Origin of the sequence: Streptomyces sp. SolWspMP-5a-2 (assembly GCF_900091845.1) — a bacterium.
In the GTDB taxonomy this organism is placed as follows: Bacteria; Actinomycetota; Actinomycetes; order Streptomycetales; family Streptomycetaceae; genus Streptomyces; species Streptomyces doudnae.
On the sequence record NZ_FMCI01000287.1, the window covers coordinates 1 to 26,305 of the forward strand.

25 protein-coding genes are annotated in these 26,305 nt (G+C 74.6%); 12 read left to right on the top strand and 13 right to left on the bottom strand.

The genetic code is table 11. The features are described from left to right. The 4 genes from GA0115242_RS28755 to GA0115242_RS28770 all read left to right on the top strand — a co-directional run. Nucleotides 1-1,372: M1 family metallopeptidase (locus tag GA0115242_RS28755; protein WP_107461511.1), on the top strand; the 1,372-nt coding region annotated here is incomplete at its 5' end. A 41-nt stretch (nt 1,373-1,413) separates the two neighbouring features. After that, nucleotides 1,414-2,157: a L,D-transpeptidase family protein gene (locus tag GA0115242_RS28760; protein WP_093833562.1), complete on the top strand. Its 744-nt coding sequence runs from the start codon at nt 1,414-1,416 to the stop codon at nt 2,155-2,157. Between the two features lie 19 nt (nt 2,158-2,176). Next, the gene (locus tag GA0115242_RS28765; protein WP_093833564.1) at nt 2,177-2,872 is read left to right on the top strand and encodes a response regulator transcription factor; all 696 of its coding nucleotides are present in this window, start codon (nt 2,177-2,179) and stop codon (nt 2,870-2,872) included. After that, nucleotides 2,869-4,692: a sensor histidine kinase gene (locus GA0115242_RS28770; RefSeq protein ID WP_093833566.1), complete on the top strand. Its 1,824-nt coding sequence runs from the start codon at nt 2,869-2,871 to the stop codon at nt 4,690-4,692. The genes GA0115242_RS28765 and GA0115242_RS28770 overlap by 4 nt, the downstream gene beginning before the upstream one ends. A gap of 185 nt (nt 4,693-4,877) precedes the next feature. Here the strand turns inward: GA0115242_RS28770 and GA0115242_RS28775 are convergent, their stop codons facing one another. Both GA0115242_RS28775 and GA0115242_RS28780 read right to left on the bottom strand, forming a co-directional pair. Next, a complete protein-coding gene (locus GA0115242_RS28775; RefSeq protein ID WP_093833568.1) occupies nt 4,878-5,135 on the bottom strand; it encodes a WhiB family transcriptional regulator in 258 nt (85 codons plus the stop codon). 106 nt (nt 5,136-5,241) lie between these two features. Further along, the gene (locus tag GA0115242_RS28780; RefSeq protein ID WP_093833570.1) at nt 5,242-6,459 is read right to left on the bottom strand and encodes a saccharopine dehydrogenase family protein; all 1,218 of its coding nucleotides are present in this window, start codon (nt 6,457-6,459) and stop codon (nt 5,242-5,244) included. Between the two features lie 113 nt (nt 6,460-6,572). Between GA0115242_RS28780 and GA0115242_RS28785 the strand changes: the two genes are divergently transcribed. Beyond that, nucleotides 6,573-7,280: a TetR/AcrR family transcriptional regulator gene (locus tag GA0115242_RS28785; protein ID WP_093833572.1), complete on the top strand. Its 708-nt coding sequence runs from the start codon at nt 6,573-6,575 to the stop codon at nt 7,278-7,280. 4 nt (nt 7,281-7,284) lie between these two features. Here the strand turns inward: GA0115242_RS28785 and GA0115242_RS28790 are convergent, their stop codons facing one another. Continuing rightward, the gene (locus GA0115242_RS28790) at nt 7,285-8,196 is read right to left on the bottom strand and encodes a LysR family transcriptional regulator ArgP (RefSeq protein ID WP_093833618.1); all 912 of its coding nucleotides are present in this window, start codon (nt 8,194-8,196) and stop codon (nt 7,285-7,287) included. A gap of 82 nt (nt 8,197-8,278) precedes the next feature. Here GA0115242_RS28790 and GA0115242_RS28795 point away from each other — a divergent pair, with 82 nt between their 5' ends. Beyond that, nucleotides 8,279-8,893, top strand: a complete 615-nt coding sequence (locus GA0115242_RS28795; RefSeq protein WP_093833574.1) for a LysE/ArgO family amino acid transporter — start codon at nt 8,279-8,281, stop codon at nt 8,891-8,893. 145 nt (nt 8,894-9,038) lie between these two features. Continuing rightward, the gene (locus tag GA0115242_RS28800; protein WP_256089781.1) at nt 9,039-10,439 is read left to right on the top strand and encodes an MFS transporter; all 1,401 of its coding nucleotides are present in this window, start codon (nt 9,039-9,041) and stop codon (nt 10,437-10,439) included. Nucleotides 10,440-10,561: 122 nt separating this feature from the next. On the opposite strand, the gene GA0115242_RS28805 is transcribed toward GA0115242_RS28800, so the two are convergent. Continuing rightward, on the bottom strand, nt 10,562-11,011 hold the full coding sequence (locus GA0115242_RS28805; RefSeq protein ID WP_093833576.1) for a cyclic nucleotide-binding domain-containing protein: 450 nt from the start codon (nt 11,009-11,011) through the stop codon (nt 10,562-10,564). A gap of 508 nt (nt 11,012-11,519) precedes the next feature. On the opposite strand from GA0115242_RS28805, the gene GA0115242_RS28810 reads away from it, so the two are divergent. Continuing rightward, nucleotides 11,520-11,954, top strand: a complete 435-nt coding sequence (locus GA0115242_RS28810; protein WP_161353337.1) for an ATP-binding protein — start codon at nt 11,520-11,522, stop codon at nt 11,952-11,954. 9 nt (nt 11,955-11,963) lie between these two features. On the opposite strand, the gene GA0115242_RS28815 is transcribed toward GA0115242_RS28810, so the two are convergent. From GA0115242_RS28815 to GA0115242_RS28850, 8 genes are all read right to left on the bottom strand, one after another. After that, nucleotides 11,964-14,207 carry an FUSC family protein gene (locus tag GA0115242_RS28815; RefSeq protein ID WP_093833578.1) on the bottom strand — a complete coding sequence of 748 codons (2,244 nt, stop codon included), beginning with the start codon at nt 14,205-14,207 and terminating at the stop codon, nt 11,964-11,966. Between the two features lie 78 nt (nt 14,208-14,285). Next, nucleotides 14,286-15,650 (bottom strand): NAD(P)/FAD-dependent oxidoreductase, encoded by a 1,365-nt coding sequence (locus GA0115242_RS28820; RefSeq protein WP_256089782.1) that lies wholly within the window; start codon nt 15,648-15,650, stop codon nt 14,286-14,288. Between the two features lie 156 nt (nt 15,651-15,806). After that, entirely contained in the window at nt 15,807-17,513 is a 1,707-nt protein-coding gene (locus GA0115242_RS28825; protein WP_093833582.1) for a PP2C family protein-serine/threonine phosphatase, read from the bottom strand. After that, on the bottom strand, nt 17,510-18,550 hold the full coding sequence (locus tag GA0115242_RS28830; protein WP_093833584.1) for a SpoIIE family protein phosphatase: 1,041 nt from the start codon (nt 18,548-18,550) through the stop codon (nt 17,510-17,512). The genes GA0115242_RS28825 and GA0115242_RS28830 overlap by 4 nt, the downstream gene beginning before the upstream one ends. Then, nucleotides 18,550-18,990 carry an anti-sigma regulatory factor gene (locus GA0115242_RS28835; protein WP_093833586.1) on the bottom strand — a complete coding sequence of 147 codons (441 nt, stop codon included), beginning with the start codon at nt 18,988-18,990 and terminating at the stop codon, nt 18,550-18,552. Before GA0115242_RS28835 ends, GA0115242_RS28830 begins: the two co-directional genes overlap by 1 nt. Then, nucleotides 18,990-19,394 carry an STAS domain-containing protein gene (locus GA0115242_RS28840; RefSeq protein ID WP_093833588.1) on the bottom strand — a complete coding sequence of 135 codons (405 nt, stop codon included), beginning with the start codon at nt 19,392-19,394 and terminating at the stop codon, nt 18,990-18,992. The genes GA0115242_RS28835 and GA0115242_RS28840 overlap by 1 nt, the downstream gene beginning before the upstream one ends. Further along, complete coding sequence (locus GA0115242_RS28845; protein WP_093833590.1) at nt 19,391-20,290, bottom strand: STAS domain-containing protein; 900 nt, start codon at nt 20,288-20,290, stop codon at nt 19,391-19,393. Before GA0115242_RS28845 ends, GA0115242_RS28840 begins: the two co-directional genes overlap by 4 nt. A gap of 222 nt (nt 20,291-20,512) precedes the next feature. Next, nucleotides 20,513-21,691, bottom strand: coding sequence for a PP2C family protein-serine/threonine phosphatase (locus tag GA0115242_RS28850; protein ID WP_093833592.1), 1,179 nt, complete (start codon nt 21,689-21,691; stop codon nt 20,513-20,515). Between the two features lie 151 nt (nt 21,692-21,842). On the opposite strand from GA0115242_RS28850, the gene GA0115242_RS28855 reads away from it, so the two are divergent. Beyond that, nucleotides 21,843-22,328, top strand: coding sequence for a MarR family winged helix-turn-helix transcriptional regulator (locus GA0115242_RS28855; protein ID WP_176729932.1), 486 nt, complete (start codon nt 21,843-21,845; stop codon nt 22,326-22,328). 121 nt (nt 22,329-22,449) lie between these two features. On the opposite strand, the gene GA0115242_RS28860 is transcribed toward GA0115242_RS28855, so the two are convergent. Continuing rightward, complete coding sequence (locus GA0115242_RS28860) at nt 22,450-22,821, bottom strand: STAS domain-containing protein (RefSeq protein ID WP_093833596.1); 372 nt, start codon at nt 22,819-22,821, stop codon at nt 22,450-22,452. 317 nt (nt 22,822-23,138) lie between these two features. Here GA0115242_RS28860 and GA0115242_RS28865 point away from each other — a divergent pair, with 317 nt between their 5' ends. From GA0115242_RS28865 to GA0115242_RS28875, 3 genes are read left to right on the top strand one after another with little or no spacing between them, the layout of a single operon-like run. Further along, nucleotides 23,139-24,797, top strand: a complete 1,659-nt coding sequence (locus GA0115242_RS28865; protein ID WP_256089783.1) for a PP2C family protein-serine/threonine phosphatase — start codon at nt 23,139-23,141, stop codon at nt 24,795-24,797. After that, nucleotides 24,794-25,906: a cobalamin B12-binding domain-containing protein gene (locus GA0115242_RS28870; RefSeq protein WP_256089784.1), complete on the top strand. Its 1,113-nt coding sequence runs from the start codon at nt 24,794-24,796 to the stop codon at nt 25,904-25,906. The genes GA0115242_RS28865 and GA0115242_RS28870 overlap by 4 nt, the downstream gene beginning before the upstream one ends. Further along, a complete protein-coding gene (locus GA0115242_RS28875; protein WP_093833600.1) occupies nt 25,903-26,286 on the top strand; it encodes an STAS domain-containing protein in 384 nt (127 codons plus the stop codon). The genes GA0115242_RS28870 and GA0115242_RS28875 overlap by 4 nt, the downstream gene beginning before the upstream one ends. The last annotated feature ends 19 nt before the right edge of the window (nt 26,287-26,305 follow it).

A 26,305-nucleotide genomic window follows, 5' to 3' on the forward strand; every position in this document is an offset into this window, starting at 1 on the left:
CGCGTCCGTCGCCGTCGCGGCCCTGCTCGCCGCCGCCGCACCCGCCGCCGCGACCGTCCCGCCGCCCGCCACCGCGGGCTCGGCCGGTCTCGGCGACCCCTACTTCCCGCTGGCGGGCAACGGCGGATACCACGTCGAGCACTACGGACTGACCCTCCGTTACGACCCGGCCTCCCGCCACCTCGACGGCACCGCCGTCCTCACCGCCCGCGCCACCCAGCAACTCGCCCGCTTCGACCTCGACCTCGCGGGCCTGACGATCACCGGCCTCACCGTCGACCGGACCCCGGCCGGGTACCGGCGCGACGGCCGCGAACTCGTCGTCACCCCGCGCCACGCCCCGCGCGCCGGACAGCGGTTCACCGTCACCGTCACCTACCGGGGCACCCCGCGCCCGGTCACCGACCCGGACGGCTCGGACGACGGCTGGATCGCCACCGACGACGGCGCCTTCGTGGCCGGTGAGCCCCAGGGCGCGATGACCTGGTTCCCCGCCGACAACCACCCGCTGGACAAGTCGGCGTACGACATCACCGTCACCGTGCCGAAGGGCCGCACCGCCGTCTCCAACGGGGTCCTGGTCAGCAGGCGCACCGCGCACGGGCGGACCACCTTCCACTGGCGCCAGCGCGAACCCATGGCCGCCTACCTCGCCACCGCCACCGTCGGCACCTTCAGGACCGAGAGCTTCACCACCCGCGACGGCATCCACGTGTACAACGCCGTCGACCCGCGCGAGGCCGCCGCCGCGGCGCCCGTCCTGAAGAAGCTGCCGTCCGTACTGGAGTGGGAGAGCGCGCTGTTCGGGCCCTACCCGTTCCGCGCCGCCGGTTCGATCGTCGACCACGCGCCCGACGTCGGCTACGCCCTGGAGACCCAGTCGCGGCCGCTCTACGACTCCGCGCCCGACCTGAGCACCCTCGTCCACGAGAACGCCCACCAGTGGTTCGGCGACTCGGTCTCCCTCACCTCCTGGAAAGACATCTGGCTCAACGAGGGCTTCGCCACCTACACCGAGTGGCTCTACAGCGAGCAGCACGGCGGCAGGAGCGCGCAGCAGACCTTCGACGCCCTCTACGCCAGACCCGCGTCGGACGGGCTCTGGGCGTACCCGCCCGCCGACCCCGGCAGCGGCGCCCGCATCTTCGGCACCCCCGTCTACGACCGCGGCGCGATGGCCCTGCACGCCCTGCGCACCGCCGTCGGCGACCGCGTCTTCCTGCGCGTGCTGCGCGCCTGGGCCACCGGGCACCGCCAACGGCACGGCACCACCGCGCAGTTCGTCCGCCTCGCGGAGCGGGAGTCGGGCCGCCGACTCGGACCCCTGTTCCAGGCATGGCTCCACGCGCAGGGGAAACCCGACCGGGCGTAGAACCTGACACCTTCCTCACATGTCTCCGTCAAGGTCGTTCCATGATCACGCGCAGAACCCGTGCCGTCCTGCTCGCCGCGTCCCTGGTCGCCCTGACCGGGTGCGGCGCGGGGACGGCCAAGGACGACCCGGCCGCCGCCACCGCGCCGACCGGGTCCTCCGCGACCCCCGCACCCCGGACGTCCGTACAGGCGGCCCCGCTGCGGATACCCGGCCTCGGACCCAGGACCCGGGCCGGGATACCGAAGGACAGCGGGCAGGCCGTCGTCGTCACCGGCGAGGGCCGCGACGCGTCCGTCTCCCGGGCCGTGCTGTACGAACGCACCGCGCGGGGCTGGCGGCCCGGCACCGTCTGGCCCGCGCACAACGCCCTCAAGGGCTGGACCGACCACCACATGGGCGGCGACCTACGCTCACCGATCGGCGTCTTCGGCCTCACCGACGCCGGCGGACTGCTGCCCGACCCCGGCACCAGGCTCCCCTACGACCAGGGCAGGGGATTCACCTCGCCCGGCACCGGCTTCGAGGGCGAGCCGCTGGACGGCTCCTTCGACTACGTCGTCGCCATCAACTACAACCGGCGCAGCGGCACCACGCCCCTCGACTGGACCCGCCCGCTCGGCGCCGACCGGGGCGGCGGCATCTGGTTCCACGTCGACCACGGCGGCCCCACCCACGGCTGCGTCAGCCTCTCCGAGGCCCACATGAAGGACCTGCTGCGCGCCCTCGACCCGGCGCGGCACCCGGTCGTCGTCATGGGGGACGCCGCGTCCCTCGACCACTGAGCCGCGGAGGAACCGGACCGTGTGCGCCCATGTGCTGGTCGCCGAGGACGACGCCATGCAGGCCGAGCTGATCCGCCGCTCCCTGCTCGCGGACGGCCACACCGCCACCGTCGTCCACGACGGTGCCGCGGCGCTCGCCGCCGCCCGCGCCCTCCGACCCGACCTCGTCGTCCTCGACCTGATGCTCCCGGTCGTCGACGGCTTCGGCGTCTGCCGGACCCTGCGCGGCCACGACCCCGACATCCCGGTGCTGATGCTCACCGCCCGCTCCGACGAGGACGACGTGCTGCGCGGACTGGAACTGGGCGCGGACGACTACATGACCAAGCCGTACAGCCCGCGCGAGCTGATGGCCCGCATCCGCACCGTGCTGCGCCGCAGCGGGCGCGGCGGCGCGCGCGAGGACCCGGTGGCGCGGGCGGGCGGCATCGAGGTCGACCCGGTCCGGCACGAGGTGCGCCGCGACGGCGAGTCCGTGGAGTGCACCCCGGCCGAGTTCCAGATCCTGCTCGCGATGGCGGGGGAGCCCGAACGGGTCTTCTCCCGGCGGCAGTTGCTGGAGCGCACCCGCGGCCTCGACCGGTCCTCCACCGAGCGGGCCGTCGACGTCCACATCATGAACCTGCGCCGCAAGATCGAGGCCGACCCGCGGCGCCCGGTGCGGCTGCTGACCGTGTTCGGCGTCGGCTACAAGCTCAGCGGCGGCCGGGGATGACGCCCCGGATACCGGTCCGCAAGCGCCTGTCGGCACGGCTGCTGCTGGCCTCCGCGCTGATCGCGCTCTGCTCGGTCGCGGCCACGGCCTGGATCGCCGTCGCCACCACGACCAGCGCCCTCAAGGAGGAGCAGGGGCAGGACCTCGCCGCCGACAACAGCATCCTCGCCGAACTCAGCGGCTGGGCGGCGACCCACCCCGACTGGAAGGGCGTCCGGGGCACCGTGCGGGAGCTGGCCGAGCGGACCGGCCGGCGCATCGCCCTGACCACCGCCGACCGGACGGTCCTCGCCGACTCCGCGCCGCGCGGCACCTCCCTGCCGCCGAGCCCGGCGGCGGCCGTCGACCCGCTGCACACCGACACCTACACCGAGTCCGGCGCGCAGCTCAGCGGCATCGACCCGCGCGCGGTGGGCCCCTTCGCGCTGCCCCGGGCCGAGCGCGGGCGGCTGCTCGCGGGCGCCAAGCAGGAACGGGCCTGCCTGGACCGGTTCCACGTGCGCACCACGCTCGCGTTCTCGCCGAGCGGCCGTCCCGTCGTCACCGCGGCCGACGCCCCCGAGGGGTCCGACTACCTGCTGCCCAAGTGCGGTTACCTGCTGGGCGAGCCCACCGCCACCGAGCGCAAGGCCCTGGACGCCCTCACCGACGGCGTGCGGGCCTGCCTGGACGACAAGGACGTCGACCTCCGGGCGCCCCTCTACCTCACCCTGGAGACGGACGGCACGGGGGTCGTCGACGCCGAGGTCCTCGCCAAGTACCAGCAGGCCGCGGGGGAGGACGACGCCGACACCCTCATGGGCTGCGTCACCAGCGCGCGCCGCGCCCAGCTCACGCCCTATGTCGCGCCGGTGGCCGAACTGTTCCTCGGCATCGGCGACCAGAGCGTGCCCCGCTTCGACATGTCACCCGTCAACAAGGCCAAGGTGGTGGGCGCGGCCGGGCTCGTCCTCGCCTTCACGGTCGCCGTCACCGCCGTCGTCGCGACCCGGCTGGTGCGACCGCTGCGGGCGCTGACGGCCGCCGCGCAGCAGCCGCCCGAGCTGCATGTGCGGGTGCCGGTGACCACCCGGGACGAGACCGGCATCCTCGCCGAGGCCTTCAACGACCTGACCGAGCGCAGGGAACGCCTGGAGGCCCAGCGCAAGGCGATGGTCAGCGACATCGCGCACGAACTGCGCACCCCGCTCACCAACATCCGCGGCTGGCTCGAGGTCACCAGGGACGGCGTCGTCGACCCGGATCCGGCGCTGCTGTCCGCCCTGCACGACGAGGCGCTGGTGCTCCAGCGCATCATCGACGACCTCCAGGACCTGGCCGCCGCCGACGCGGGGACGCTGCGCCTGCACCGGGAGCCGGTGCGGGTCGGCGACCTCCTCGACCAGGTCGCCGGGGCGCACGGGGCGGCGGCCGACGCGGCCGGGGTCGCGCTGCGCACCGGCGTGGAGGGGGAGCTGTGGCTGGACGCCGACCCGGTGCGGATGCGGCAGGCGCTGGGCAACCTGGTCTCCAACGCGCTGCGGCACACGCCCGCCGACGGCACGGTCACCCTGACCGCCCGCCGGGACGCCGACCGGATCGTCCTCACGGTCACCGACACCGGCGGGGGCATCGCACCGGAGGATCTGCCGCACGTCTTCGACCGGTTCTGGCGGGCCGAGAAGTCCCGCAGCCGCCGCACCGGAGGCAGCGGGCTCGGTCTGTCGATCGTGCGCCACCTGCTCGCCGCCCACGACGGCACGGTCGTCGCGGACAGCACCCCGGGCCACGGCGCGGAGTTCACCCTCAGCCTCCCGGCCGGCCCCGGACCGACACCCTGACGGCGACCGGCGCCTGGACGGCCACCGGTGTCCCCGCGCGGGGAGCGTGGACCATCGTGAGCGACGCCGCGGGCCGCGGTCCGTCCCGGTGTTCCCGCGGCGGCCAACTCCCTTACGGCGTCGGCGCGGACGGCCCGGACAGGAGGGTGCGTCCCCGGGCCGAACGGGCGGCCCGGGGACGGGGTCTACCCCTGGGCCGCGCGGGCGGCGCGGCGCCTGCGGGCGCGCAGGGCCCGCCGTTCGGTCTCGTCCGTGCCGCCCCAGACGCCGAGGCAGTCCCCGGCGTCCAGCGCCCAGCGCAGACACTGCTCCCGCACCGGGCACCCCGCGCAGATCCGCTTGGCCTGCTCGGCCTGCATCACCGCCGGTCCCGACGTGCCGATCGGGAAGAAGAGGTCGGGGTCCTCGCTGCGACACGCGGCGCGGTCTCGCCAGTTCTCCATGAAAAGTCACCTGTGCTCGAAGTCGTCGGTGCCTCGTGTACGGCCTGTCGCTCTACGGGTCACCGGTCGGGGCGCAGGTGAAACCCCCGAGTATCGACGACCCCGATCACTGCTCGCGCAGCCCCCACGGCGAGCCGTACGCCGTCAGCAGGTCGAGGAACGGCCGGGCCGGGAACGCCTCGGGGCCGAGCACCCCGGAGCCCGACCAGGCGCCGGTGGCGAGGAGTTCGAGGGCGATCACCGGGTTGACCGCCGTCTGCCAGACCACGGCCTGGCTGCCGTACTCGGCCATCGACCACTCGTTGTCGACGACGTGGTAGAGGTACACCTCGCGCTCGGCGCCGTCCTTGGTGCCGCGCACCCAGGTGCCCGCGCACGTCTTGCCGCGCATCCGGTCGCCGAGGGTCGCCGGGTCCGGCAGGCAGGCCGCGACGACGTCACGGGGCGAGACGGAGACCGCGCCCCGCGCCCCGCGCACGGTCACCGGCTCGACGCGGTCGAGCCCGAGCCGGTGCAGGGTGCGCAGGGTGTCGATGAACTCGCTGCCGAGGCCGTACTTGAAGGTCACCCGGCGGGCGTCCACCCAGCGCGGCACCAGCAGCACCTCCTCGTGCTCGACGTTCACGCACTCCACCGGGCCGATCCCCTCGGGGAAGTCGAACACCTCGGGCTCGCTGAAGGGTTCGGTGGTGAACCAGCCGCGCCCGGCCTCGTACACCACGGGCGGGTTGAGGCACTCCTCGATGGTGGTCCAGATGCTGAAGGACGGCGCGAAGTCGTAGCCGTCCACGGTGAGGTTCGCGCCGTCGCGGACGCCGATCTCCTCGATGTCGTCGAAGAGTTCGTCGGCGGCGTGGCGCGCGAAGACGTCCGAGAGGCCCGGCTCCACCCCCATGCCGACCAGCGCGAGGGAGCCCGCCCCCGCCCACTCCCCGGACGCCGCGAACTGCGCGTCGCCGAGCTTCTCGCCGCACTCCTCCCAGGGGCGCTCCGGATGCGGGCGCGACAGCGACATCGCCATGTCGAGGTAGTCGGCGCCCGCGGCGCGCGCCGCGCGGAACAGCGGCATCACGAACCGCGGGTCGGTGGCGTTGAGGAGCGTGTCGCAGGCGTGCGCGCGCAGCAGCTCCGCCACCGCCGCCTCGTCGTTCGCGTCGACGCGCGCGGCCAGGAAACGGCTCTCGCCGCCGAGGGCCGCGACGGCCGCCTCGGCGCGGGACAGGTCGTGGTCGGCGACCACCATCGCCTCGAAGAACGGGCGCCGGGCGGCGATCCGGGTGACGGCGGTGCCGACGCCGCCGGCCCCCACGAGCAGTACACGCATGACAGGTCTCCCTCTGCTGACGGTGCGGGACGTCGGCCCCGGACCGCATCGAACGCCCGCGCCCGACGTAAGGTCAATGGCGTTGGCATAAGAGCGGGCGAGGGGAGGGCACCGTGGCGAAGCCGGTCGTGCCCGAGGAACGGCGGCGCAGACGGCGGCCCACCCGGGGCGGCACGGTCCTGTCGGAGCGGCTGATCGTGGAGACGGCGCTGCGGATGCTGCGCGAGCACGGCAGCGCGGGCCTGACCGCGCGCCGCCTCGGCCTCGCCCTGGACGCCGACCCCAGCACCCTCTACCGCTACTTCCGCGGCATGGACGACCTCACCCTGGCCATCGGCGACGCCCTCGTCGGACAGGCGCTGGACGGCTGGCGGCCGACCGGGCGGTGGCGGGAGGACCTGCGCGCCGTCGGCCTGCGCATCCACGCCGCCTATGTCGCCCACCCGCAGGCGGCCCTGCTGACCACCAGCCGGGTCACCGGGCGGGCCAACGAACTGGCCGCCGACGAGGCGGTCCTCGACGTCCTGCGCTCGGCCGGGTTCCCGCTCGCCGACACCGTGACCGTCTACCACGCCTTCATCGACCAGACGCTGGCGTTCGCCGCCCTGGACGCGGCCTCCCTCGCCCTGCCGAGCGCGGCCCTGCGCGCCGACGAGGAGATGTGGCGCTCGACGTACGCCCGGCTGCCGGAGGAGACCCACCCGCGGATCGCCGAGGCGGCCCCGCTGCTCGCCCGGCTCATGGTCACCAGCGCCTACCCGACGGCCCTGGAGATGCTCCTGGACAGCGCGGCGGCCCGGCTCGACGCCGCGTCCGGCTGACGCCTCACCCGGTCTCCAGCGCCTCCTCGGCGGCGGCCGCCACCGCCCGTGCCACGGCGGCCAGGGCGGGGGAGTCGAGCCGCCACTGCTGCCAGTACAGCGGCACGTCGAACGGCCGGTCGGGCGCGAGCGACACCAGCCTCCCGGCCCGCAGCAGCGGCTCGGCCTGCATCACCGGCAGCAGCCCCCAGCCGAGCCCCATCAGCACGGACTGCGCGAACCCCTCCGACGTCGGCACGCGGTGGCGCCGGGTGCTCGCCCCGCGCGGGCCGCGCCGCAGGCGGCGCACGAAGGCGTCCTGGAGGTCGTCGCCCCGGTCGAAGGCGAGGGTGGGCGCGACCGTGAGCGCCTCCCGCAGCGGGCCCGCGAGATGCTCGCGCGCGAAGCCGGGGCTGGCCGCCGCCAGGTACCGCATCCGGCCGAGGGGGCGCACCGAGCACCCCGTCACCGGTTCGGGCGAGGAGGTGACGGCGGCCATCACCAGGCCCTCCCGCAGCAGCGAGGCGGTCCGCGACTCGTCCTCGCGGTGCAGCTCGTAGCAGAGCCGGTCCGCGCCCTCGGCCCGGGTGAGCGCGGGCAGGAACCAGGTGGCGAGCGAGTCCGCGTTGACCGCGACCGAGACCCGGGTCGGCTCCCCGGCCGCGGTCATCCCCAGCTCGGCGCGCGCGTCCCGCTCCAGCCGGGCGAGCTGGCGCGCGAACCGCACCACGACCTCGCCCGACTCGGTCGGCCGCACCGGCTTGGTCCGCTGGAGCAGCACCCGCCCGGTGCGCTGTTCCAGCGCCTTGACCCGCTGGCTGACTGCCGACGGCGTCACGTGCAGGGCCGCGGCGGCGGCGTCGAACGTGCCCTCGTCCACCACCGCGAGCAGGGTCCGCACCTGGTCGGCGGGGAGTTCGGTCAGTTCGGTCCGCACGGGCACCTCTCTTCATCCGCGCTAAGGATACGTAAGAATCTTTAGCTGTACTTGTGCGCGACCGCTTCGTAGCGTCGGGGCCATGTCCTCCGCACTCTCCGCCGCCGCCGCGGGCTTCGGCGCCGGTCTCTCGCTCATCGTCGCCATCGGCGCCCAGAACGCCTTCGTCCTGCGCCAGGGCATCCGCCGGGAGGCGGTCCTGCTCGTCGTCGGCGTCTGCGCCGTCTCCGACGCCGCCCTGATCGCGCTCGGGGTCGGCGGGGTCGGCGCGGTGGTGGTGGCCTGGCCCCGGGCGCTGACCCTGGTCGGCTGGATCGGCGGCGCGTTCCTGCTCTGCTACGGCGCGCTCGCCGTGCGCCGGGTGCTGCGGCCGGGCGGGGCGCTGGGCGCGGACGGCGGGACGGCGGGCTCGGCGCGCCGGGCGCTGCTCACCTGCCTCGCGCTGACCTGGCTCAACCCGCACGTCTACCTCGACACGGTGTTCCTGCTCGGCTCCCTCGCCGCCGACCGCGGCCCGCTGCGCTGGACCTTCGGCCTCGGCGCGACGCTGGCCAGCCTCTGCTGGTTCGCCGCCCTCGGCTTCGGCGCCCGCCGCCTCGGACGGTTCCTGTCGACGCCCAGGGCCTGGCGGGTGCTGGACGGCCTGGTCGCCACCACGATGATCGGACTCGGCGTCCTGCTCGTCGTCGACGCCTGAGCCGCAGCCGCAGCCGGGAACGGATCCGCAGCCGGGGTTGGATGCGCGGAGGAGGGGGCCGGTCGCGGACCGCGCCGACGGAGTTCCGGCCCGTGCTGCGATAGTGAACCCGGCCAGAAAGATGTAACGAGCAACCAGGAAGCCCGTGGACACCAGCGAGACCAGCGGCACCGAGCCGGGGACCCCCCGGACGAGCGACCGGACCGACCCCCACGACCGCACCGGTCCCGCGCCCGGTCCCGGCGGCCCCGCCGACCCGGCGGACGGTCCCGGGCCCGCCGACCGCGCCGGATCAGCCGAGCGGCCCGCCCGCGGCGGCTGGCGGCGGTGGGCGATGGACACCCGCCCGCTGCGGGTCCCGGCCTACCGCAGGCTCTGGTCCTCGACGATCGTCACGGCGGTCGGCAGCCAGCTCACCGCGGTCGCGGTGCCGAAGCAGATCTACGACATCACCGGGTCCTCGGCCTGGGTCGGCGCCGCCAGCCTCGCCGGGCTGCTGCCGCTGATCGTCTTCGCCCTCTGGGGCGGCGCCGTCGCCGACACCATGGACCGGCGCAAGCTGCTGCTGATCACCAACACCGGGATCGCCGTCACCTCGGTGCTGTTCTGGGTCCAGGCGGCGACCGGGCTCGGCTCGGTGGCGGTCCTGATGGTGCTGCTCGCCGTGCAGCAGGCGTTCTGGGGTCTGAACGCCCCGGCCCGCAACGCCTCCATCGCCCGCCTGGTCCCGGCCGGGCAACTGGCCGCGGCCAACGCCCTCGGCTCCACCGTGATGCAGACCGGACAGGTCGTCGGACCGCTCCTGGCCGGGGTCCTGATACCGGTCATCGGCCTGCCCGAGCTGTATCTGATCGACGCCCTCGCGCTCTGCGTCACCGTGTGGGCGGTGTACCGGCTGCCCGCGCTGCCGCCGCTCGCGGGCGCCGCGGTCCGGCGGGCCGGGGTGCGGGAGATCGTCGCGGGGTTCCGCTACATCTCCGCCCACAAGGTGCTGCTGCTGTCGTTCCTCGCCGACATCGTCGCGATGGTCCTCGGCATGCCCCGCGCCCTGTTCCCGCAGCTCGCCGCCACCACCTACAGCCCCTGGGGCGAGGGCCTGGCGCTCGGTCTGCTCTTCGCCGCGATCCCCATCGGCGCGGTCCTCGGCGGCCTCCTCTCCGGCACCTTCTCGCGGGCGCGGCGGCACGGCTGGATGGTGATCGGCTCGGTCGTCGCCTGGGGCGCCGCGATCGCCGGGTTCGGGCTCAGCGGCAACCTCTGGGTCGGGGCGGTCTTCCTGGCCCTCGCCGGGGTCGCCGACATGGTCTCGATGGTCTTCCGCGGGGCGATCCTGCTCTCGGCGGCGACCGACGAGATGCGCGGCCGGATGCAGGGCGTCTTCACCGTCGTCGTCGCGGGCGGTCCGCGCCTGGCCGACGTGCTGCACGGCGGCGCGGGCTCCGCCTTCGGGCCCGGCACGGCGGTCGCGGGCGGCGGCTTCCTGGTCGTCGTCGTGATGCTCGGCCTCGCCGCCGCGATGCCCGCGCTGCGCCGGTACCGGATCTGAGCGCTCACCGGGACGGCGTCCGGCGGACGGACCGCCCGCCGAACCGGACCCGCCCGGTCACGAGGACCGGCCACAGGGACTGGCCGTGAGGACCGGTCACGCGGACCTGTCACGCGGACCGGTCACAGAGACCGGTAGTGGGACGCGATCTCCATCAGCCTGCCGCGGGTCAGCTCCAGCCGGTGCGCGAGGATCTCCGCGACCCCGCGCACCAGCGCCATCCCCAGCCGGGCGTCGTCCTCGCACAGCCGCAGCACCTCGGCCGCGTCGAACTCGTACGCCCTGACCTGGCTGAACGCCTCCGCGCCGAAGTCCCACGCGTGCGGCGGGAAGAGCCAGGACCAGCCGAGCAGGTCACCGGCGCCGAGGGTGGCCACGGTGACGCGTTGCAGATGGTTGACCCGCTGGGTCAGGGAGACGGCTCCCGAGCGGATCACCCAGAACCGGTCGGCCCGGCCGCCCGCCTCGAAGATGACGGTGTCCTCCGGGAAGGACACCTCCCGGGCGAGCGTCATCAGGCGCGCGCGCTGGTCCGGGGGCAGGACGGTGAGCAGTTTCGTCGCTTTGGTCATGACACGGGGCTCCTCGCCGGCGAGGTCGGATCCGGTGTGTTCCCTGGGCCGCGTCGCGAGAGTCCCGTCGTCCGCCCGGAGGCCGGGCCGCGCGGCGCCGGCGGGACTCTCGCGACGCGCCCCCCACCCATTGGAGCCGCTGCCGCCGCGCCGGGCACCTCGGCGGGGGGCAGGAAAAAGCCCTGGCTGGACGGGGGAAGCCAGCCAGGGCGGTTCAGGGGGTGGGGCGGAGGGACGGGACACGGTCCGCGCCGCCACCAGGTATGGATGAACGGTAAACCCTTCGCAATGGTCCCGTGTAGGGAAAACCCGGTCACGTGACCTGTTTCACTTTACCGGCGTCTCTCCGGCCGACAACCCCCGTGCCGCAGGTTTGTCCGGCCGTCCGGCGGTCAGCCGAACCACAGAGCCCACGGAGTCCGCGAAGCGGGCCTGGGACGAGCAGGGTCCGGTCTCCTCCCCCCATCGACCGGGAGGCCGGTTCGTCACCGATCCAGGGAGACGAACGATGTACATGGAGAACACCGTCAAGGCCCGTGCCGCCGAGCCGAAGGCGCGGCGGTTCGGCGAGGGCTCGGCCTGTCTGCCGTCCGAAGCGCGCCGGGAGGTCGAGCGCGCGGTGGCGGCCAGGCGCCGCGCCGCCGACACCGTCGCGGTCTCCGACGCGCTGCTGGTCGCCACCGAGCTGACCACCAACGCCATCATCCACGGCGGCGGCATCACCGACTTCCGGGTGGACGTCGACGGGCCCGGCATCCGGGTCTCCGTCTGCGACCGCAGCGACCGGCTGCCCGCGGCCCCGAAGGCCGTGGACGACCCGCAGCGGCGGGGCGACCTCGGCGGCCGCGGCTGGCCCATCGTCTGCCGCCTCGCCCGCGAGGTGCGGGTCCGTGAACTGCCCGCGGGCGGCAAGTGCATCACCGCCGTCCTGCCCCTGCCGTGAGGCACGGGGTCAGCGCCTGGGCTCCTCCAGCGGCACCTTGAGCGGCCGGGCCAGGCCCACCACGGCCTCGTCCAGCCGCTGGAGGTGGCGCAGCACCCGGTCGGTGATCCGGCCGTAGCGCGCGACCCCCGACATCTCCGGTTCGAGGAGCGCGGCGATGCTCGGGCCGGTCTCCACCTCGACGGCCGCGCCCTCGTCGGCCACCCGCTCGGCGACGGTCCTGATGTTGCGCAGGATCCGGCGGCAGGCCCGCCGCAGCCGCGGATCGGCCGCGATCGACGGATGGGTGGGGAGCAGTTCGGCGGTGGCCGCCAGGGAGCGCGCGTGGTAGGCGCAGGTCTCCAGGAGCGCCACCACGTACCGGGCGGTGTTGCGCCGGGTGCGCATCGGGGTGACCGGGTGGGTCAGCGGCTGGACCGCGGCCCGCAGGTCGGCGAGCGCCTGGTCCAGCTCCCGCGCCTTGTCGAGGAGTTCCGCCGCCGCCCCGCCGCTGAGCTGGTCCACGGCCGCCTCGGTGACGTCGGCCAGCCGGTCCAGGACCGTCACCAGCAGCTCGTCGGTGCGCCGCGCGGTGTGCACGGGCAGCACGAACGCCGCCGCGATGATCCCGCAGGCCGCGCCGAGCGCCGTCTCCTCCACCCGCAGCACCAGCACCGAGAGGCTGTAGGTGTGCAGCAGCGTGTACAGCAGCCCGAGGGCCGCCGTCACGAAGAACGACATGAGCGTGTACGACAGCGGCGCCGTGTAGAACATCGCGAACACGAACAGCAGGACCAGCCCGAACGCCGTCCAGGTGTGGTGCCCGACCAGCCCCGCCAGCAGCAGCCCCGCCACCACGCCGAGGGCCGTGCCCAGCAGCCGCCGGTAGCCCTTGACCAGGATCTCGCCCGTGGACGCGGTGTTGATGAAGACGATCCAGCAGGTCAGCACCGCCCAGTACCAGCGCTGGCTGGACAGGAACTCCCCGCCCACGATCGCCAGCGACGACCCCACCGCGACCTGCACGGCGGCCCGGGTGGTGGGCCGCCGCAGCCCGGTCAGCTCCTCCTCGGCCGGTTCCTCGCCCGCGTCGATCGCGACGTCCTCGGCGTCCAGCTCCTCCCGGGACCTGGCCGTGGACGGCGAGTCGTCGGACTCGTCCTGCGGGCCGCCGAGCGCGATCCGCAGCCCGAGGACCGCGCGGGCCGCCTCGCCGATGCCGCGGAAGACGTCCTGGATCGCCGGGGACGCCTTCGGCAGGTTCTCCTCGTCCCGGTAGCCGAGGAGCCGGTTGCGGACCTGGGCGAGACCCGTCCCGGTCCCCGCCGACACCGGCCGCAGCACCAGCAGCCGCAGCGCCTCCAGGTCCCGGCGCAGGGTGACGATCGCGTCGTCCTGGAGCGGATGCTGGCCGCCCGCGGGCACGGACGCGCCCGGCAGGTGCAGGGTCAGGGTGTCGGCGCGTTCGGCGCTGCGCGCGGTGAGCAGCAGCAGCCCGAGCCGCTCGGCGGTGATCTCCGCGTCGGCGATCCGCCGCTGCACCAGCCGGGCCGTGGGCTCGTCGGCGGTGCCGTCCTCCAGGCGGCCCTGGATCATCATGGCCGTCTCGTGCAGCCGGGCGGTCCCGGCCCGCGCGTCGGCCACCGCCCGGTCGATGTCGTCGGGGCCCGCGTCCAGCAGGTCGAGCTGCGCGGAGACCAACTGCGCGAGCCGCGCCCGGAACGCGTCCCGCAGCCGCTTGAGGACCCCGCCGGGCGTCTCCGGCACGAGCGCGAACCGCATCAGCGCGCTCGATCCGAACGCGACGGCCACCACCCCGTACAGCGGGGGCAGGGTGGCCACGGTCGCGCCCACGAACAGCGACAGGAAGTAGACCTGGAAGGCGATCAGGCCGAGCGCGGTGCCCCGGTCGCCGAAGCGCCGGCCGTAGACGGCGCAGAAGATGAGCGCCACGAAGAAGACGTCACCGGTCACCACCAGCGAGTGGAGCGTCGCCGCCAGGGTGAGCGACACGCACGCCACCGGCAGCCCGAGCGCGAGCGTGACGGCCTGCGGACCGCGCTGCTTCTCCCGGATGGCGAAGGTCGCGACCATCGCGGCGATGGCGCCGCCGACCAGATGCCGCACGTCGGAGCCGAGCAGGGCGAGCACGGCGAGCGTGAGGGCGATCGCGCCGACCGTCCGCAGCCCGGCCGCCAGCCGCAGCAGCCCGGGATCGGACGCCGCGACGAGATCCCGCACCCTGGCCCGGACCGACCCACCCGCTGTGCTCACGGCGCCGTACTCACTCCCGGTTCATGTCATGATCAGGTTCCCAGCATCGCATGCCGGTCCGGGAGCGCGCGCACCGCGTCAGTCCGCCCGCCCCGCCCCCTCGACCCGGGACCGCACCTGCTCGGGCGTCAGGTACGCGTCGGTGAACTCGAAGTCCTTCAGCTTGGCCTCCTTGCGCGCCTGGAAGCCGGTGCGGACGAAATCGTCGCCCGCCAGCGCGTTCAGCACCCAGTTCGTCATCACCCGGGTCTTGGCGACGTTGGTGCGCAGCGCCGACCAGTGGTAGCCGCGGGCGACGGCCTGGGCGGGCACCCCGCGCAGCTCCACGCCGAGCGGCTTGGAGACGGCGTCCTTGCCGCCGAGGTCGACGACCAGACCGAGGTCCCGGTGCGCGTACGGATACATCGGGCCGCCGCGCAGCGCCGCGATGACGTTGTCGGCGACGTGCTTGCCCTGGCGCATGGCGTGCTGCGCGGTCGGCGGGCAGACGGCGCCCTCGCCGCCCTTGGCCTCGTCGGGCACGGCCGCCGCGTCGCCGAGCGCGAAGACGCCGTCGCTGCCCGGCAGCGTCATCTCCGCGTTGACGGCGAGCCTGCCGCGGACCGTCTCCGCGCCGAGCGTCGCGATGAGCGGGCTGGCGACGACACCCGCGGTCCAGATCAGCGTGCGGGTGGGCACCACCCGGCCGTCGGTGAAGGTGACCTCCTCCGGGCCCGCCTTCGCGATCGACACGCCCAGCGAGATGTCGATGCCCCGGCGGCGCAGGATCTCCTGGGCGCTGCGGCCGAGCTTGTCGCCCAGCTCGGGCATCAGCTTCGGCGCGATGTCGATCAGGTGCCACTTGATGAGCGCCGGGTCGATGCGCGGGTACCGCTTGACGGCCGCGTGGGTGAGGCGCTGGAGGCAGGCGGCCGTCTCGGTGCCCGCGTAGCCTCCGCCGACCACCACGAACTGCAGCCGCGAGGCGCGCTCGGCCGGGTCGTCGCTGGCGTCGGCCAGGTCGAGCTGCGCGATGACGTGGTCGCGGATGTAGGCGGCCTCGGCGAGCGTCTTCAGGCCGTAGGCGTGGTCGGTGAGGCCGGGGATGTCGAAGGTGCGGGTGACGCTGCCCGGGGCCAGCACGATGTAGTCGTACGGCTCGTTGACGAGCTGGTCGGTGATGGTGCGCACGACGCAGACCTTGGCCTTGAGGTCCACGCCGATCGCGCCGCCCGGGAGGATGCGGGTGCGGTACTTCCTGCTGCGGCGCAGGGAGACGGCGATCGACTGGGGGGTCAGCACCCCGGAGGCGACCTGGGGGAGCAGCGGCAGGTAGAGCTGGTAGGCGAACGGCGTCACCAGGGTGACGTCGGCCTCGTCGACGGCGAGCCTGCGCTCCAGACGGCGCACGCACTCCACGCCGGCGAAGCCTGCGCCGACCACCAGGATCCTGGGTCGTGTCACGGTGTCTCCTTCTCTGCGGCTCCGGGCGGTCTGTGATCGAACACCTCTCGGGTGCCCCTGGATCACCGCTTCGCACCCCATCGATCCCACCGCGCGCCCGCCCGCCGCGCCAGCCGGGTGCGGCAGGCGGCCGAACGCGGCGCCCCCGGGGGCGGCTCAGGCGCCGTCGGCCGCGATGTGACAGAGCAGCAGGCAGACGTCGTCGTCCCGCTCGGAGTCGCTGAGCAGCGGATGCAGCAGCCCCTCCGCGCAGCCGTCCAGGTCGGTGGCGAGCCGCTCGGCGTCGAGGGCGCCCAGGACGTCCCCGAGCCGCTCGATCCCGGGGTCTATGCCCTGGGCGCGGCGCTCCACCAGGCCGTCCGTGTAGAGCGCCAGGGTGGACCCCGGCGGCATCCGCACGGTGTGGTCCGCGATGTCCTGCCGCAGCGGGATGCCGAGCATCGCGCCGGGCTTCGCGTCCAGCGTCCGCACCCGCCCGTCGGGGGTGCGCAGCACGGGCGGCGGATGACCGGCCGCCGCCCAGGTCAGCTCGGGGTCGCCGGGCCGGAAGCGGGCGATGACGGCGGTGGCGTACAGGTCGGGCTGGAGGTGGTGCAGGAAGATGTGCAGCCGGGTCAGGAGCTGGCCGGGGCTGCCGCCGTCGACCGCGTAGGCCCGCAGCGCCGTGCGCAGCTGGCCCATCATGACGGCCGCGCGCAGCCCGTGCCCGGTGACGTCCCCGATGACGACGATCAGGCTGCCGTCCGGCTGCCGGAACGCGTCGTACCAGTCGCCGCCGACGTTCAGGCCGTGCGTCGCGGGCAGGTAGCGGGCCGCGACCCGCAGCCCCGGGGTGGTGGGCAGGTCGGTCATCAGGGCCCGCTGGAGGGTCTCGGCGATGTCCCGGTTGACCTCGTAGCGGCGGGCGTTGTCGATCGCGGTGCCCGCCCGCCTGGCCAGCTCGATCAGCATCACCGCGTCGTCCGGGTCCCAGTGCTCGCCGGGCGGGGTGAGGGTCAGCACGCCCAGCGGCGCCCGGGGGGTGGGCAGCGGGATGCACAGCAGCGGCCGTCCCCGGTCGGTCCCGGACGGAGGCTGGTCGACCACCCCGGGCAGCCCGCCGGGGCGCGGGCCCGCGTACTGCGGGCGGCCGGTGCGGGCCGCGATCGCCACCGCGGCCGGGCGGTCCGGCTCGGGCACCCGGTCCTCGCCGTCGGCCAGCCACACGTCGACGGTGCGGGCGTACTCGGGCACCAGCAGTCCCGGCAGCCTGCGCACGATCGCCTCGTGGTTGAGGGACGAGGTGAGGACCGCGCTGGCGTCGGCGAGGAACCGCAGCCTGCGGCGCGCGTTCTCGGCCTCCTCGCGGGCGTGCCGCTCCGCCGCGAACGCCTCCTCCTGCGCCCGCCCCGCCGCGTCCAGCTCGGCGTGCAGCGCCAGCACGCCCTGATTGGTCTGGTGCAGCTCCTCGCGGTGGAACTCCGCCAGCTCCTCCTGCTGGCGCAGCTTCTCCAGCACCACGGCGGTGTCCTCGTCGGCGCCCAGGAGCGCCTCCGCGAGCCCGGCGGGACCGTCCGCGCCGTCCGGCGCGACGCCCTCCCGGGTGGAGATGACGGTCGTGCGCCACGGCGGCAGGACGGCCGGCTGCTCCGCGTCCGCAGGGACGACGACGGCGTGCAGCGCCCGTTCCTCCACGCCGTCGGTCTCCAGGGTGAGCCGCCACCGGCCGCCCTTGGTGAGGCAGGCCCGCAACTGGGCGCTCAACGCGGTGGCGAGCCGGGTGCGTTCGAGGGTCGGCACCCCGTGCGCGGCGGCCAGCCGGGCGGTGGTGATGCGGGCGAGCGCCGCGTCGGTGGGCGACGCGATGTGCAGGACGCGCTTCATCGCCGGTCCCGGGCGGGCGGGCTCAGCACCGCGACGGCGGTGTCGTCGCGCACCGGGCTGGCCGGGCCGCCCGCGTCCCGGATCGTCACGGCGGCCAGCACGGCCGGGTCGCCGCGCAGCAGCCCGGGGTCGGCCGACGGCACCCAGCGGCTGGGCAGTCCGTCGCTGTGCAGCACCAGCAACCGGTCGCCGTCCCACGGGAGTTCGGTCTCGCGCAGGGTGCCTGGCCGGTGCACGCCCACGATGCCGGGCCGGGACAGCAGGGGGCGCCAGTCGTCGCCCTCCTTGAGCCGTGCCCCTATGTTGCCGACGCCCGCGAACCGCAGCACCCCGCCGTCGAGCTGGGCGACGGCGACGGCGGCGCCCCGGGTGCCGCGCAACGCCGTGTCGAGGCGGGCGAGGGCGGCGGCGGGGGAGAGCAGGGCGGCGCCGCGCAGCGCCTCGACGGCGGCCGTCGAGGCGCGGGCCGCCTCGACACCGTGCCCGAGCCCGTCGGCCATCATCAGCGTGACCCGGTCCGCGTCGGCCACGCACGTCCAGGCGTCCCCCGAGTGGTCCGCCCCGGCGTAGGGCACGTTGAGCCCGCCGACCCGCACTCGCCCCCCGGTGCCGTCCGCGCCCGCGGCGCCCACCCGGGCCACCGCCACCGTGCCCCGGCCCGGCACGCTGTGCACCGTGAAGTCGTCGGCGAGCCTGCGGCAGGTGCCGAGGCCCGCCCCGAGCGAGCCCGCGGTGGAGAACCCGTCCCCGAGGGCCGTCGCGACGTCGGCCATGCCGGGGCCGTGGTCGAGCGCGGCGATCTGCACCGCCGTCGCGGCGGCGGGCCCGCCGGGACCGGCCGCGGGCACCACGTCGAGCACCAGCCTGCCGCCCCTGGCGTGCTTGAGCAGGTTGGTGGCCAGCTCGGTGGCGACCAGCGCGGCGTCCGCGGTCCGCGCCGCGTCCAGCCCGGCCGCCGCGGCGGCCTCCTCGGCGGCCACCCGGGCGTCCCGCACCCGGGTCGAGTCGTGCACCGGGACGTCCCACAGACGGGGCATCAGGACTCCTCACGCGGGCGCGGAGGCGCGGCCGCCCAGGAGACCACCGTGACGGTGGTGCCCCGGCCGGGCGCGCTGTCGATGGAGAACTCGTGCACCAGCCGCCGGGCTCCGCCGAGCCCCATGCCGAGACCGCCGCCCGAGGTGTAGCCGTCGGTCAGCGCGCGCTCCGGATCGGGGATGCCGGGCCCCTCGTCGTGGAAGGACAGCCGCAGTCCGCGCGCCCGCCCCTGGCCGAGCGGCGCCGACTCCATCCGGCCGCCGCCGCCGTGCACCAGCGTGTTGCGGGCCAGTTCGCTCGCCGCGGTGACCAGTTTCGTCTGCGCGACCAGCCCGAAACCGAGCTGCGCTGCGGCCTGCCGCACGTGCTGGCGCACCCACATCAGATCCGTGTCCGAGCGGATCGGCAGGTCGGCCCCGACCCCCGTCGACGTCTCCATCAGCGCGGCTCCCGGAACGTCCCGCCGGTCCCGCGGGACAGCAGCGCCAGAGCCGCCTCGGTGTCGAGGGCGGTCTCCAGGCCGGGCAGCGTCAGACCCAGCTCCACCAGCGTGATGGCGACCGCGGGCCGCATGCCGGACACCACGGTCCGCGCCGCCAGCAGCGCCGACCCGGCGGCGATCTCGGCGAGGACCCGCGCCAGGAAGGAGTCGACGACCTCCACGCCGGAGATGTCGATCACCACCCCGGTCACCCCGCCCGCCGCGACGCCCGCGCCGATGTCGTCCTGGAGCCGCTGGGCCGTGCTGTCGTACAGGTCGCCCTGGACGGTGACGAGCAGGACGTCGCCCAGCCGCAGCACCGGGACCTGGCCCGCCGAGTGCGGGTAGGGGCCGTCGTTCACGGGCGCCCCGAACCGCCGGGCCCCGCGCTCGCCCGACCGGTGTCCGACTCGCGCAGCGCGTAGGCCAGCGCGTCGGCGAGGCTGGCCCGGGTCACCACGGTGCCGAGGTCGAGACCGAGGTGCACGATGGTCTGGGCGATGGCGGGCCGGATGCCGGAGACGACGCACTCCGCGCCCATCAGCCGCGCCGCGGCGACCGTCTTCATCAGGTGCTGCGCCACCAGCGAGTCCACCGTCGGCACCCCGGTGATGTCGAGGATCGCGAACCGGGCCCGCTGGTCGACGATCGCCTCCAGCAGCGACTCCATCACGACCTGGCTGCGGGCGCTGTCCAGCGTGCCGATCAGCGGCACCGCCACCACGCCGTCCCACAGCTCGATGACCGGCGTGGCCACCTCCAGGAGCTGCAACCGCTGCCGTTCGATCAGCTCCTGACCCTCCGACAGCACCGTCTCCAGCACGACCAGGCGCAGGGTGCCCATGAGCACGGTCAGCGTCGTGACGCAGTCGCGCACCACCCGCTCGGGGGCGTCGGGGAGGTCGGCGACGAGGAGGTCCTCGGCGGGCGGACGCAGCGCGTCCACCTCCGTCGACACCCGCGCCGTGGACAGACCCGCACGGGACCTGGACGCGCCCATCCGGGCCAGCCGCTCCCGGACGACGTCGAAGCCCGCCGCGTCCGAGTCCTGGACCCGGCCGCCGTCGGCCACCGCCGCGAGCGCCTCCACCACAGCGAGGCCGGACTCCACCGCCTCGTCGCGGGAGACCGTGAACACCGTGCGGAACAGGGACTCGTCGGCCCACCGCTGGGCGATCTGCGCACGCCGCCGCCGCAGGAACTCCCCGACCTCGCGGGCCGGTGTCCCGTACTGCTCCGCCGCTTCCTGCTCCGGCACCTGCTCACTCCTCGCTCGCGTCGTCCGTGTGCTGCCGCGCCGGTCCCGCTGCCGGTCAGGAGCGGTGCGCGCGACCATTGCCGGGCGTCAACTGTAGCCGCGCCCGCGTGCCCGGCGGCACGTGGTCCGCCGGGGCCGTCCTCCGGGAGGCCCCGCGCGACGACTGGCGTGCGACCGGGGAATCGGTGTTCGGCGGCCGGGGCCCGCGCGGGCGGATCCGCCCTACGCCTGTGCTTCCTCCGTGGTGCCGAACCAGTCCAGGCAGGCCACCAGCGCGTCGTCGTCCGGGTCGGGGCTGCCCCGGTGACCGGTCAGCTCCCGCAGCACCGCGCCCGGCATGTCCGCCGCGGGCAGCAGCCGCGTCGAGTTGATGGCGCGGGCCAGCGCCCGCTCCCCGTACCGCTCGCCGCCGGGTCCCGCGACCCCGTGGACCCCGTCGCTGACGAAGACCAGCCGGTCGCCGGGGACCAACTGGAACTCCTGCGCGGTGTAGTCGGTCTCCTCGAACATGCCCAGCGGGAGCTGCGCCTCGAAGTCGACGGCCGTCACCGTCCGCTCGCGCAGCCGCAGCATCTGCGGCGACCCCGCGTCGACCACCCGCATCAGACCGGTGGACAGCTCCAGGTCGATCATCAGCACCGAGAGGTACTCCTGGCCCCGGTAATGCGCGTAGATCGCCTGGTCGGCGAGGGCGGCCTGGTCGGCGATCGGGATGCCCGCCCGCCGCGCGTTGCGCAGGGCGTTGATGCCCAGGTTGGTCAGGAGCGAGGCGTCGATGCCCTCGCCCATGCCGTTGGTGATGTACAGCAGCAGCCGGTCGGCCGACGTGGACCAGTCGAAGTTGTCCCCGAAGATGGCGTACGCGGGCTCCAGCTGGGCGCCGAGCGCGTACTCGGGGCGGGTGCAGGAGCGCGCGGGCAGCAGCTGCCACTGCATCTCGGCGGCCAGCGTGAGCCGGTCCCGGCGCCGCGCCTGGTGGTAGACGTCGGTGTCGCGCTCGGCGACGGTCATCTCGTGGCCCAGGACCCCGGCCAGCTCCGCGAGTTCGGGCAGCCCGGCCTGTGCCTCCTCGACCGAGGCGAGTGTGACAGTGAGCACACCGAGCCGGTCGCCGCGCACGGTGACCGGGAGGTGGGCGCGGACCCGCCCGTCGACGGCCTTCTCCAGGACGGGGTCCTGCGAGCCGAAGGCGCGGCCCTCGGTGCTGCCGTGCAGCGGCACCGGCTCCCCGGGACCCGGCGAGTCGGGCACCGGCTGGAGCACGGCCATCCCGTAGTCGGCCATCAGGAGCTCGGAGTCCAGCACGCCGTACCCGGCGCGCAGGGCGTCTCGGACGGCCGTCGGGAGCAGGTGCGGAGCCGCGCTGCGCAGGGCTCTCTCGACGGCCACGAATCTGTTCACGTTCTCGGTTTCACCATTCCGTTCGGGGGCGTGTGCGCCGTGCGGATCGGCTCTCGGCGGCCATGCCCGTCCGTTGTGTGAGGCACCGGCCGGGACAGGACGCGGGGCCCGGTGACCTGACAGCGGTGCGGAAGCCTGCCAGAGTGGCAGCGTGACGTCCTCGTACCAGCGCCCGCAGCCCGAGGAGGTGGCACGTGTGACCTCGGAGGCGGCGGAACTTCTCGAAGTCCTGTGGGGTCGCGCCTCGACGGCGCCGGTCTCCGCCTCCCAGCTGCGTGTCCTCTTCATCTTGGAACACAACGAAGGAATCAACCTGCGCACGCTCGCCGACGCGCTGGGTTCCACTCCGCCGTCGACCAGTCGGCTCTGCGACCGGCTCCAGGCCGTGGGGTTCATGGAGCGCCGGGCGGCCAGCACCAGCAAGCGGGAGCTGCGCCTGTACCTGAGCCGCCGGGGCCGGGCGTTCCTGACCGATCTGCGCTCCCGCAGGGAGACGGCGCTGACGTCGGTCCTCGAACAGATGCCGGCCGCGCAGCGGTCCGCGCTGCTGAGCGGCCTGGAGGCGTTCTGCCTCGCGGCCGCGGCGCAGATCCATGGGGACGCCGACGAGAAGGCGCCGCCCGCACGGACCGCCTGAGCGGCGGACGCGGGAGGTCCGGCGTGCTCGGCGGTGGACTCCCACCGGTGCATCCTCGGCCCCTCCCGCGCGCTGTGCGACGTCACTCTCTTGCCTCGCCCGCACAGTTGTCAAACGACAACTATTGTGGGGACGCGTCCACGCGCCCGAGCGCCGCGTCGAGGCTGTCCGACACCGGCACGGTGATGCTCACGCCGGTCAGATCGAGCACCCGGCGCACCGCGGGAGCGGGGGAGATGATGTGGACGCTGCCGGAGATCTCCCGGACCTCCTGGTAGATCCGCAGCACGATGTTCATCCCCGAGGAGTCCATGAACGGCACGCCCGAGAGATCGATCAGGAAGTGCCTGCGTCCGTGGTGGAGTTGATTGGCGAGGTGGTGCTGGAACTCCGTGGCGGTGTCTATGTCCAGGTATCCCTCCACCACGATCAGGGCGACGTCCTCACGCGGCAGGGTGACCTCGACGGACAGGGGATTCTGGGCGATGGACACGGGTACCTCATTCTTCGACGTGATGTCTTCCAGGGCGCCAACGCGATTACCCCGGAACCCTCACACCATGCGCACCGTGTCTCCGTACGTCCCGCTCAGGCTGGATGCGACACGGCTTGGACCCGAGCGTCCGCAACTGCCCGTTCGAGTGAACACCGAGCCGCTGCGTCGCAGTTCACAAGGGGTGTGCGCGTCCGCGAAGGGGTCGGCGGCGCCCGGTGCCCCTTGCTCCCTCCCGGCCCGCGAGAGAGAGTTGTCGTAAGGAAACATTCGTAGTCGGCCGAAAGGTGGTGGGCGCGCGGAAGCGTGCCTCACACGTGACGACACACCAGCACTCCCCTCCCGCTCCGCGGGGCACACCGTCTGGCGCGGCCTGGAACTCCGCGCCCTACCCGGTGCTGCTCGCGGATCCGAAGGGCGACGTGATCGACCTGAACCCGGCCGCCGCCGCCCTGCTGCCCGACGCCGTCAGCGGCACCCGTCTGCGGGACGTCGCCCCGGCCTGGATCGCCGACGCGCACGACCGGCTCCTGCCCACCGTCCCGCGCCAGAACGCCGCGGGGACCGAGCACGGCAGCCTTGGCGACCGCACCTTCGAGGCCCACTCCAGCCGCACCCCCGACGGGGACGTCCTGTGGTGGCTCGTCGACGACACCGACCGGCGCCTCGCCGAGGCCGCCCTCGACGGCGAACGCCGCCGCACCGCCTTCCTCGCGCGCGCCTCCAGCGCCCTGCTGGCCTCGCTGAATCTCGAACGCTGCATGGACGTCACCGCGACCCTGGCCGCCGGGCACCTCGCCGAGGCCGCCGTGGTCGTCGCCCCGGCCCGCGGCCACCGCTTCCCCGTCACCTCCTGCCTGGAGGGCGGCAGCCCCGTCCACCGGACGGTGCGCTGCGACCCGGCGACCGTGCCCGGCCTGAGCGAGGCCCTCAGCGGCTTCCCGCCGGTCCCCTCGCGCTGGATCGACCCGGCCGGCATCCCCGACTGGCTCGTCCCCGACGACTTCCACGGCCCGGTCGGCTCCGCCGTCGTGACCCCGCTCCCCGGCCAGGGCGTCCCCGCCGGAGCCCTGGTCCTGCTGCGCCCCGACACCCGGCAGGCGTTCTCCGAGAGCGACGAGATCTTCGCCCGCCTCTTCGCGGCCCGCGCCGGAGCCGCCCTCTCCGCGGCCCGCATGTACGCCGAACAGGCGGCCATCACCTCCACCCTGATGCGGGAACTGCTCCCGCCGACCCTGCACGAGGTGCACGGCGTGGAGTTCGCCGGCGCCTACCGGCCCTCGGGCGAGGGTGAACACGTCGGCGGCGACTTCTACGACGTCCACCCGGGCGCCGACCCCGGCCAGGAGACCCTGGTCGTCCTCGGCGACGTCTGCGGCAAGGGCCTGGAAGCCGCCGTCATGACCGGGAAGATCCGCAACACCCTGCACGCCCTGCTGCCGCTCTCCGAGGACCACCAGCGCCTCCTCGGCCTCCTCAACAGCGCCCTGATCGGCTCCCACCACACCCGGTTCGCCACCCTGCTGCTGGCCTCGGTGGCCCGCCGCGGCCGCACCGTGCGCCTGCGCGTCACCAGCGCGGGGCACCCGCCGCCGCTCATCGTGCGCGCCGACGGCCGGGTCGAGACCACCCCCACCCGGGGCACCCTGGTCGGCGTCTTCCGCAACATCTCCTCCACCACCGCCGACATCGACCTCTCACCCGGCGAGTCGTGCCTGCTGTTCACCGACGGCATCACCGAGGCGCGCGGCGGCCCCCTCGGCGACGAGATGTTCGGCCAGCAGCGGGTCGAGGAGGCCCTCGCGCACTGCGCCGGAATGCCCGCGGAGGCCGTCGTCGCGCACGTGCGGATGCTCGCCGAGCAGTGGGTCGGCCGCAACCGGCACGACGACATGGCGCTGGTGGCCGTCACCGCGCCGCGCCACGCCCACCTCAGCGCCGTCGACGGCCACACCCGCGGCAGGTACACCGCGTGACGGCCACCGACGTGCAGCGCACCGCCGCCCCCGACCTGGACCACGTCCGCGAAGCCCTCTGGCAGGCCGTGCGCGACGGCGACGAGTACCGCGCCTCCGACACCGTCGTGGGCGCCGTCGACGCCGGACTCCCCGTCGAGTCGGCCCTCCTGGACGTGATCGCGGCCGTCCAGGCGCGGGTCGGCGCCGAATGGGCCGCCAACCGCCTCACCGTGGCCCAGGAGCACGCCGCGACCGCCATCCACGAACGCGTCATAGCCGCCCTCGGCCACCACCCCCGCCACCGCCCCCCGGAGCCGCACGGCACCCGGGTCACCGTGGTGTGCGTGGACGGCGAGTGGCACGCGCTGCCCGCCCGGCTGCTCTCCGAGGTGCTGCGCCGCCACGGCCTGCGCGTCGACTTCCTCGGCGCCCACGTCCCGGTCCCGCACCTGGTGAGCCATCTGCACCGCACCGGCGCCCGGACGGTCGCCCTGTCCGCGACGTTCTCGCTCCACCTGCCCACCGCGCACACCGCCATCACCGCCTGTCAGGCGGTCGGCGTGCCGGTGCTCGCGGGCGGCGCCGCCTTCGGCCCCGACGGCCGCTACGCCAGGACCCTGGGAGCGGACGCCTGGGCGCCCGACGCCCGCGCCGCCGTCGACGTCCTGGCCCGCGGCCTCGACCGGCCCGACCCGCTGAGCTGCGACCGGCGCGCCGTGTCCGGACTGCCGCACCTGGCGGACCAGGAGTACACGATGGTCGTCTCCACCCGGCGCCAGCTCGTCAAGGAGACCCTCGCCCGGCTGGAGGAGCGCTACCCGCCGATGCGCTCCTACACCCACCAGCAGCGCGAGCGCACCGCCGAGGACATCGGCCACATCGTCGACCACCTCGCCGTCGCCCTCTACGTGGACGACCCGGAGTTCCTGCCGCGCTTCCTGCGCTGGACGGCCGGGGTCCTCGACGCCCGTTCCGTGCCCGCCCGCTCACTGGACCCCGCCCTCGCCCTCCTCGGCCGGCAGCTCCAGGACTTCCCGCGCGCCTCCAGGATCCTCCACGAGGCGCGCGCGGCCCTGGACCACCTGCTGCCGGCGCCACACCCTCCCGGATCAGGACCCGCCGCATGACCCACCCTCACCCGTCGTCGTTCGGACTCACCGTCGAACGCGGACCCGACGCGGTCCAGGTTCGCGTCGACGGCGATCTGGACTTCGACAACCACGACGAACTCACCGCTCTCGTCACGTGGTTGTTCACCCCGGGCGCGGCGGCGGAGCCGCCCCCGCGGTGGCTGCGCCTGGATCTGGCGGGACTGCGGTGCATCGACTCCTCGGGGCTCTCGGCGCTGCTGCAGATCCGCCGCAGCGCGGACCGGCTGGGCGCGCGGTTGACCTTGGAAAAACGTCCCACCTGTGTCGACCGGCTGCTCGACCTGACCGGTACCCACGAGTACCTCACCGCCCCCGTGCGGAAGTCCGGCGACCAGGAACGCCCCGGCACCGGCTGACCCGTTCCGGCCCCGGCGG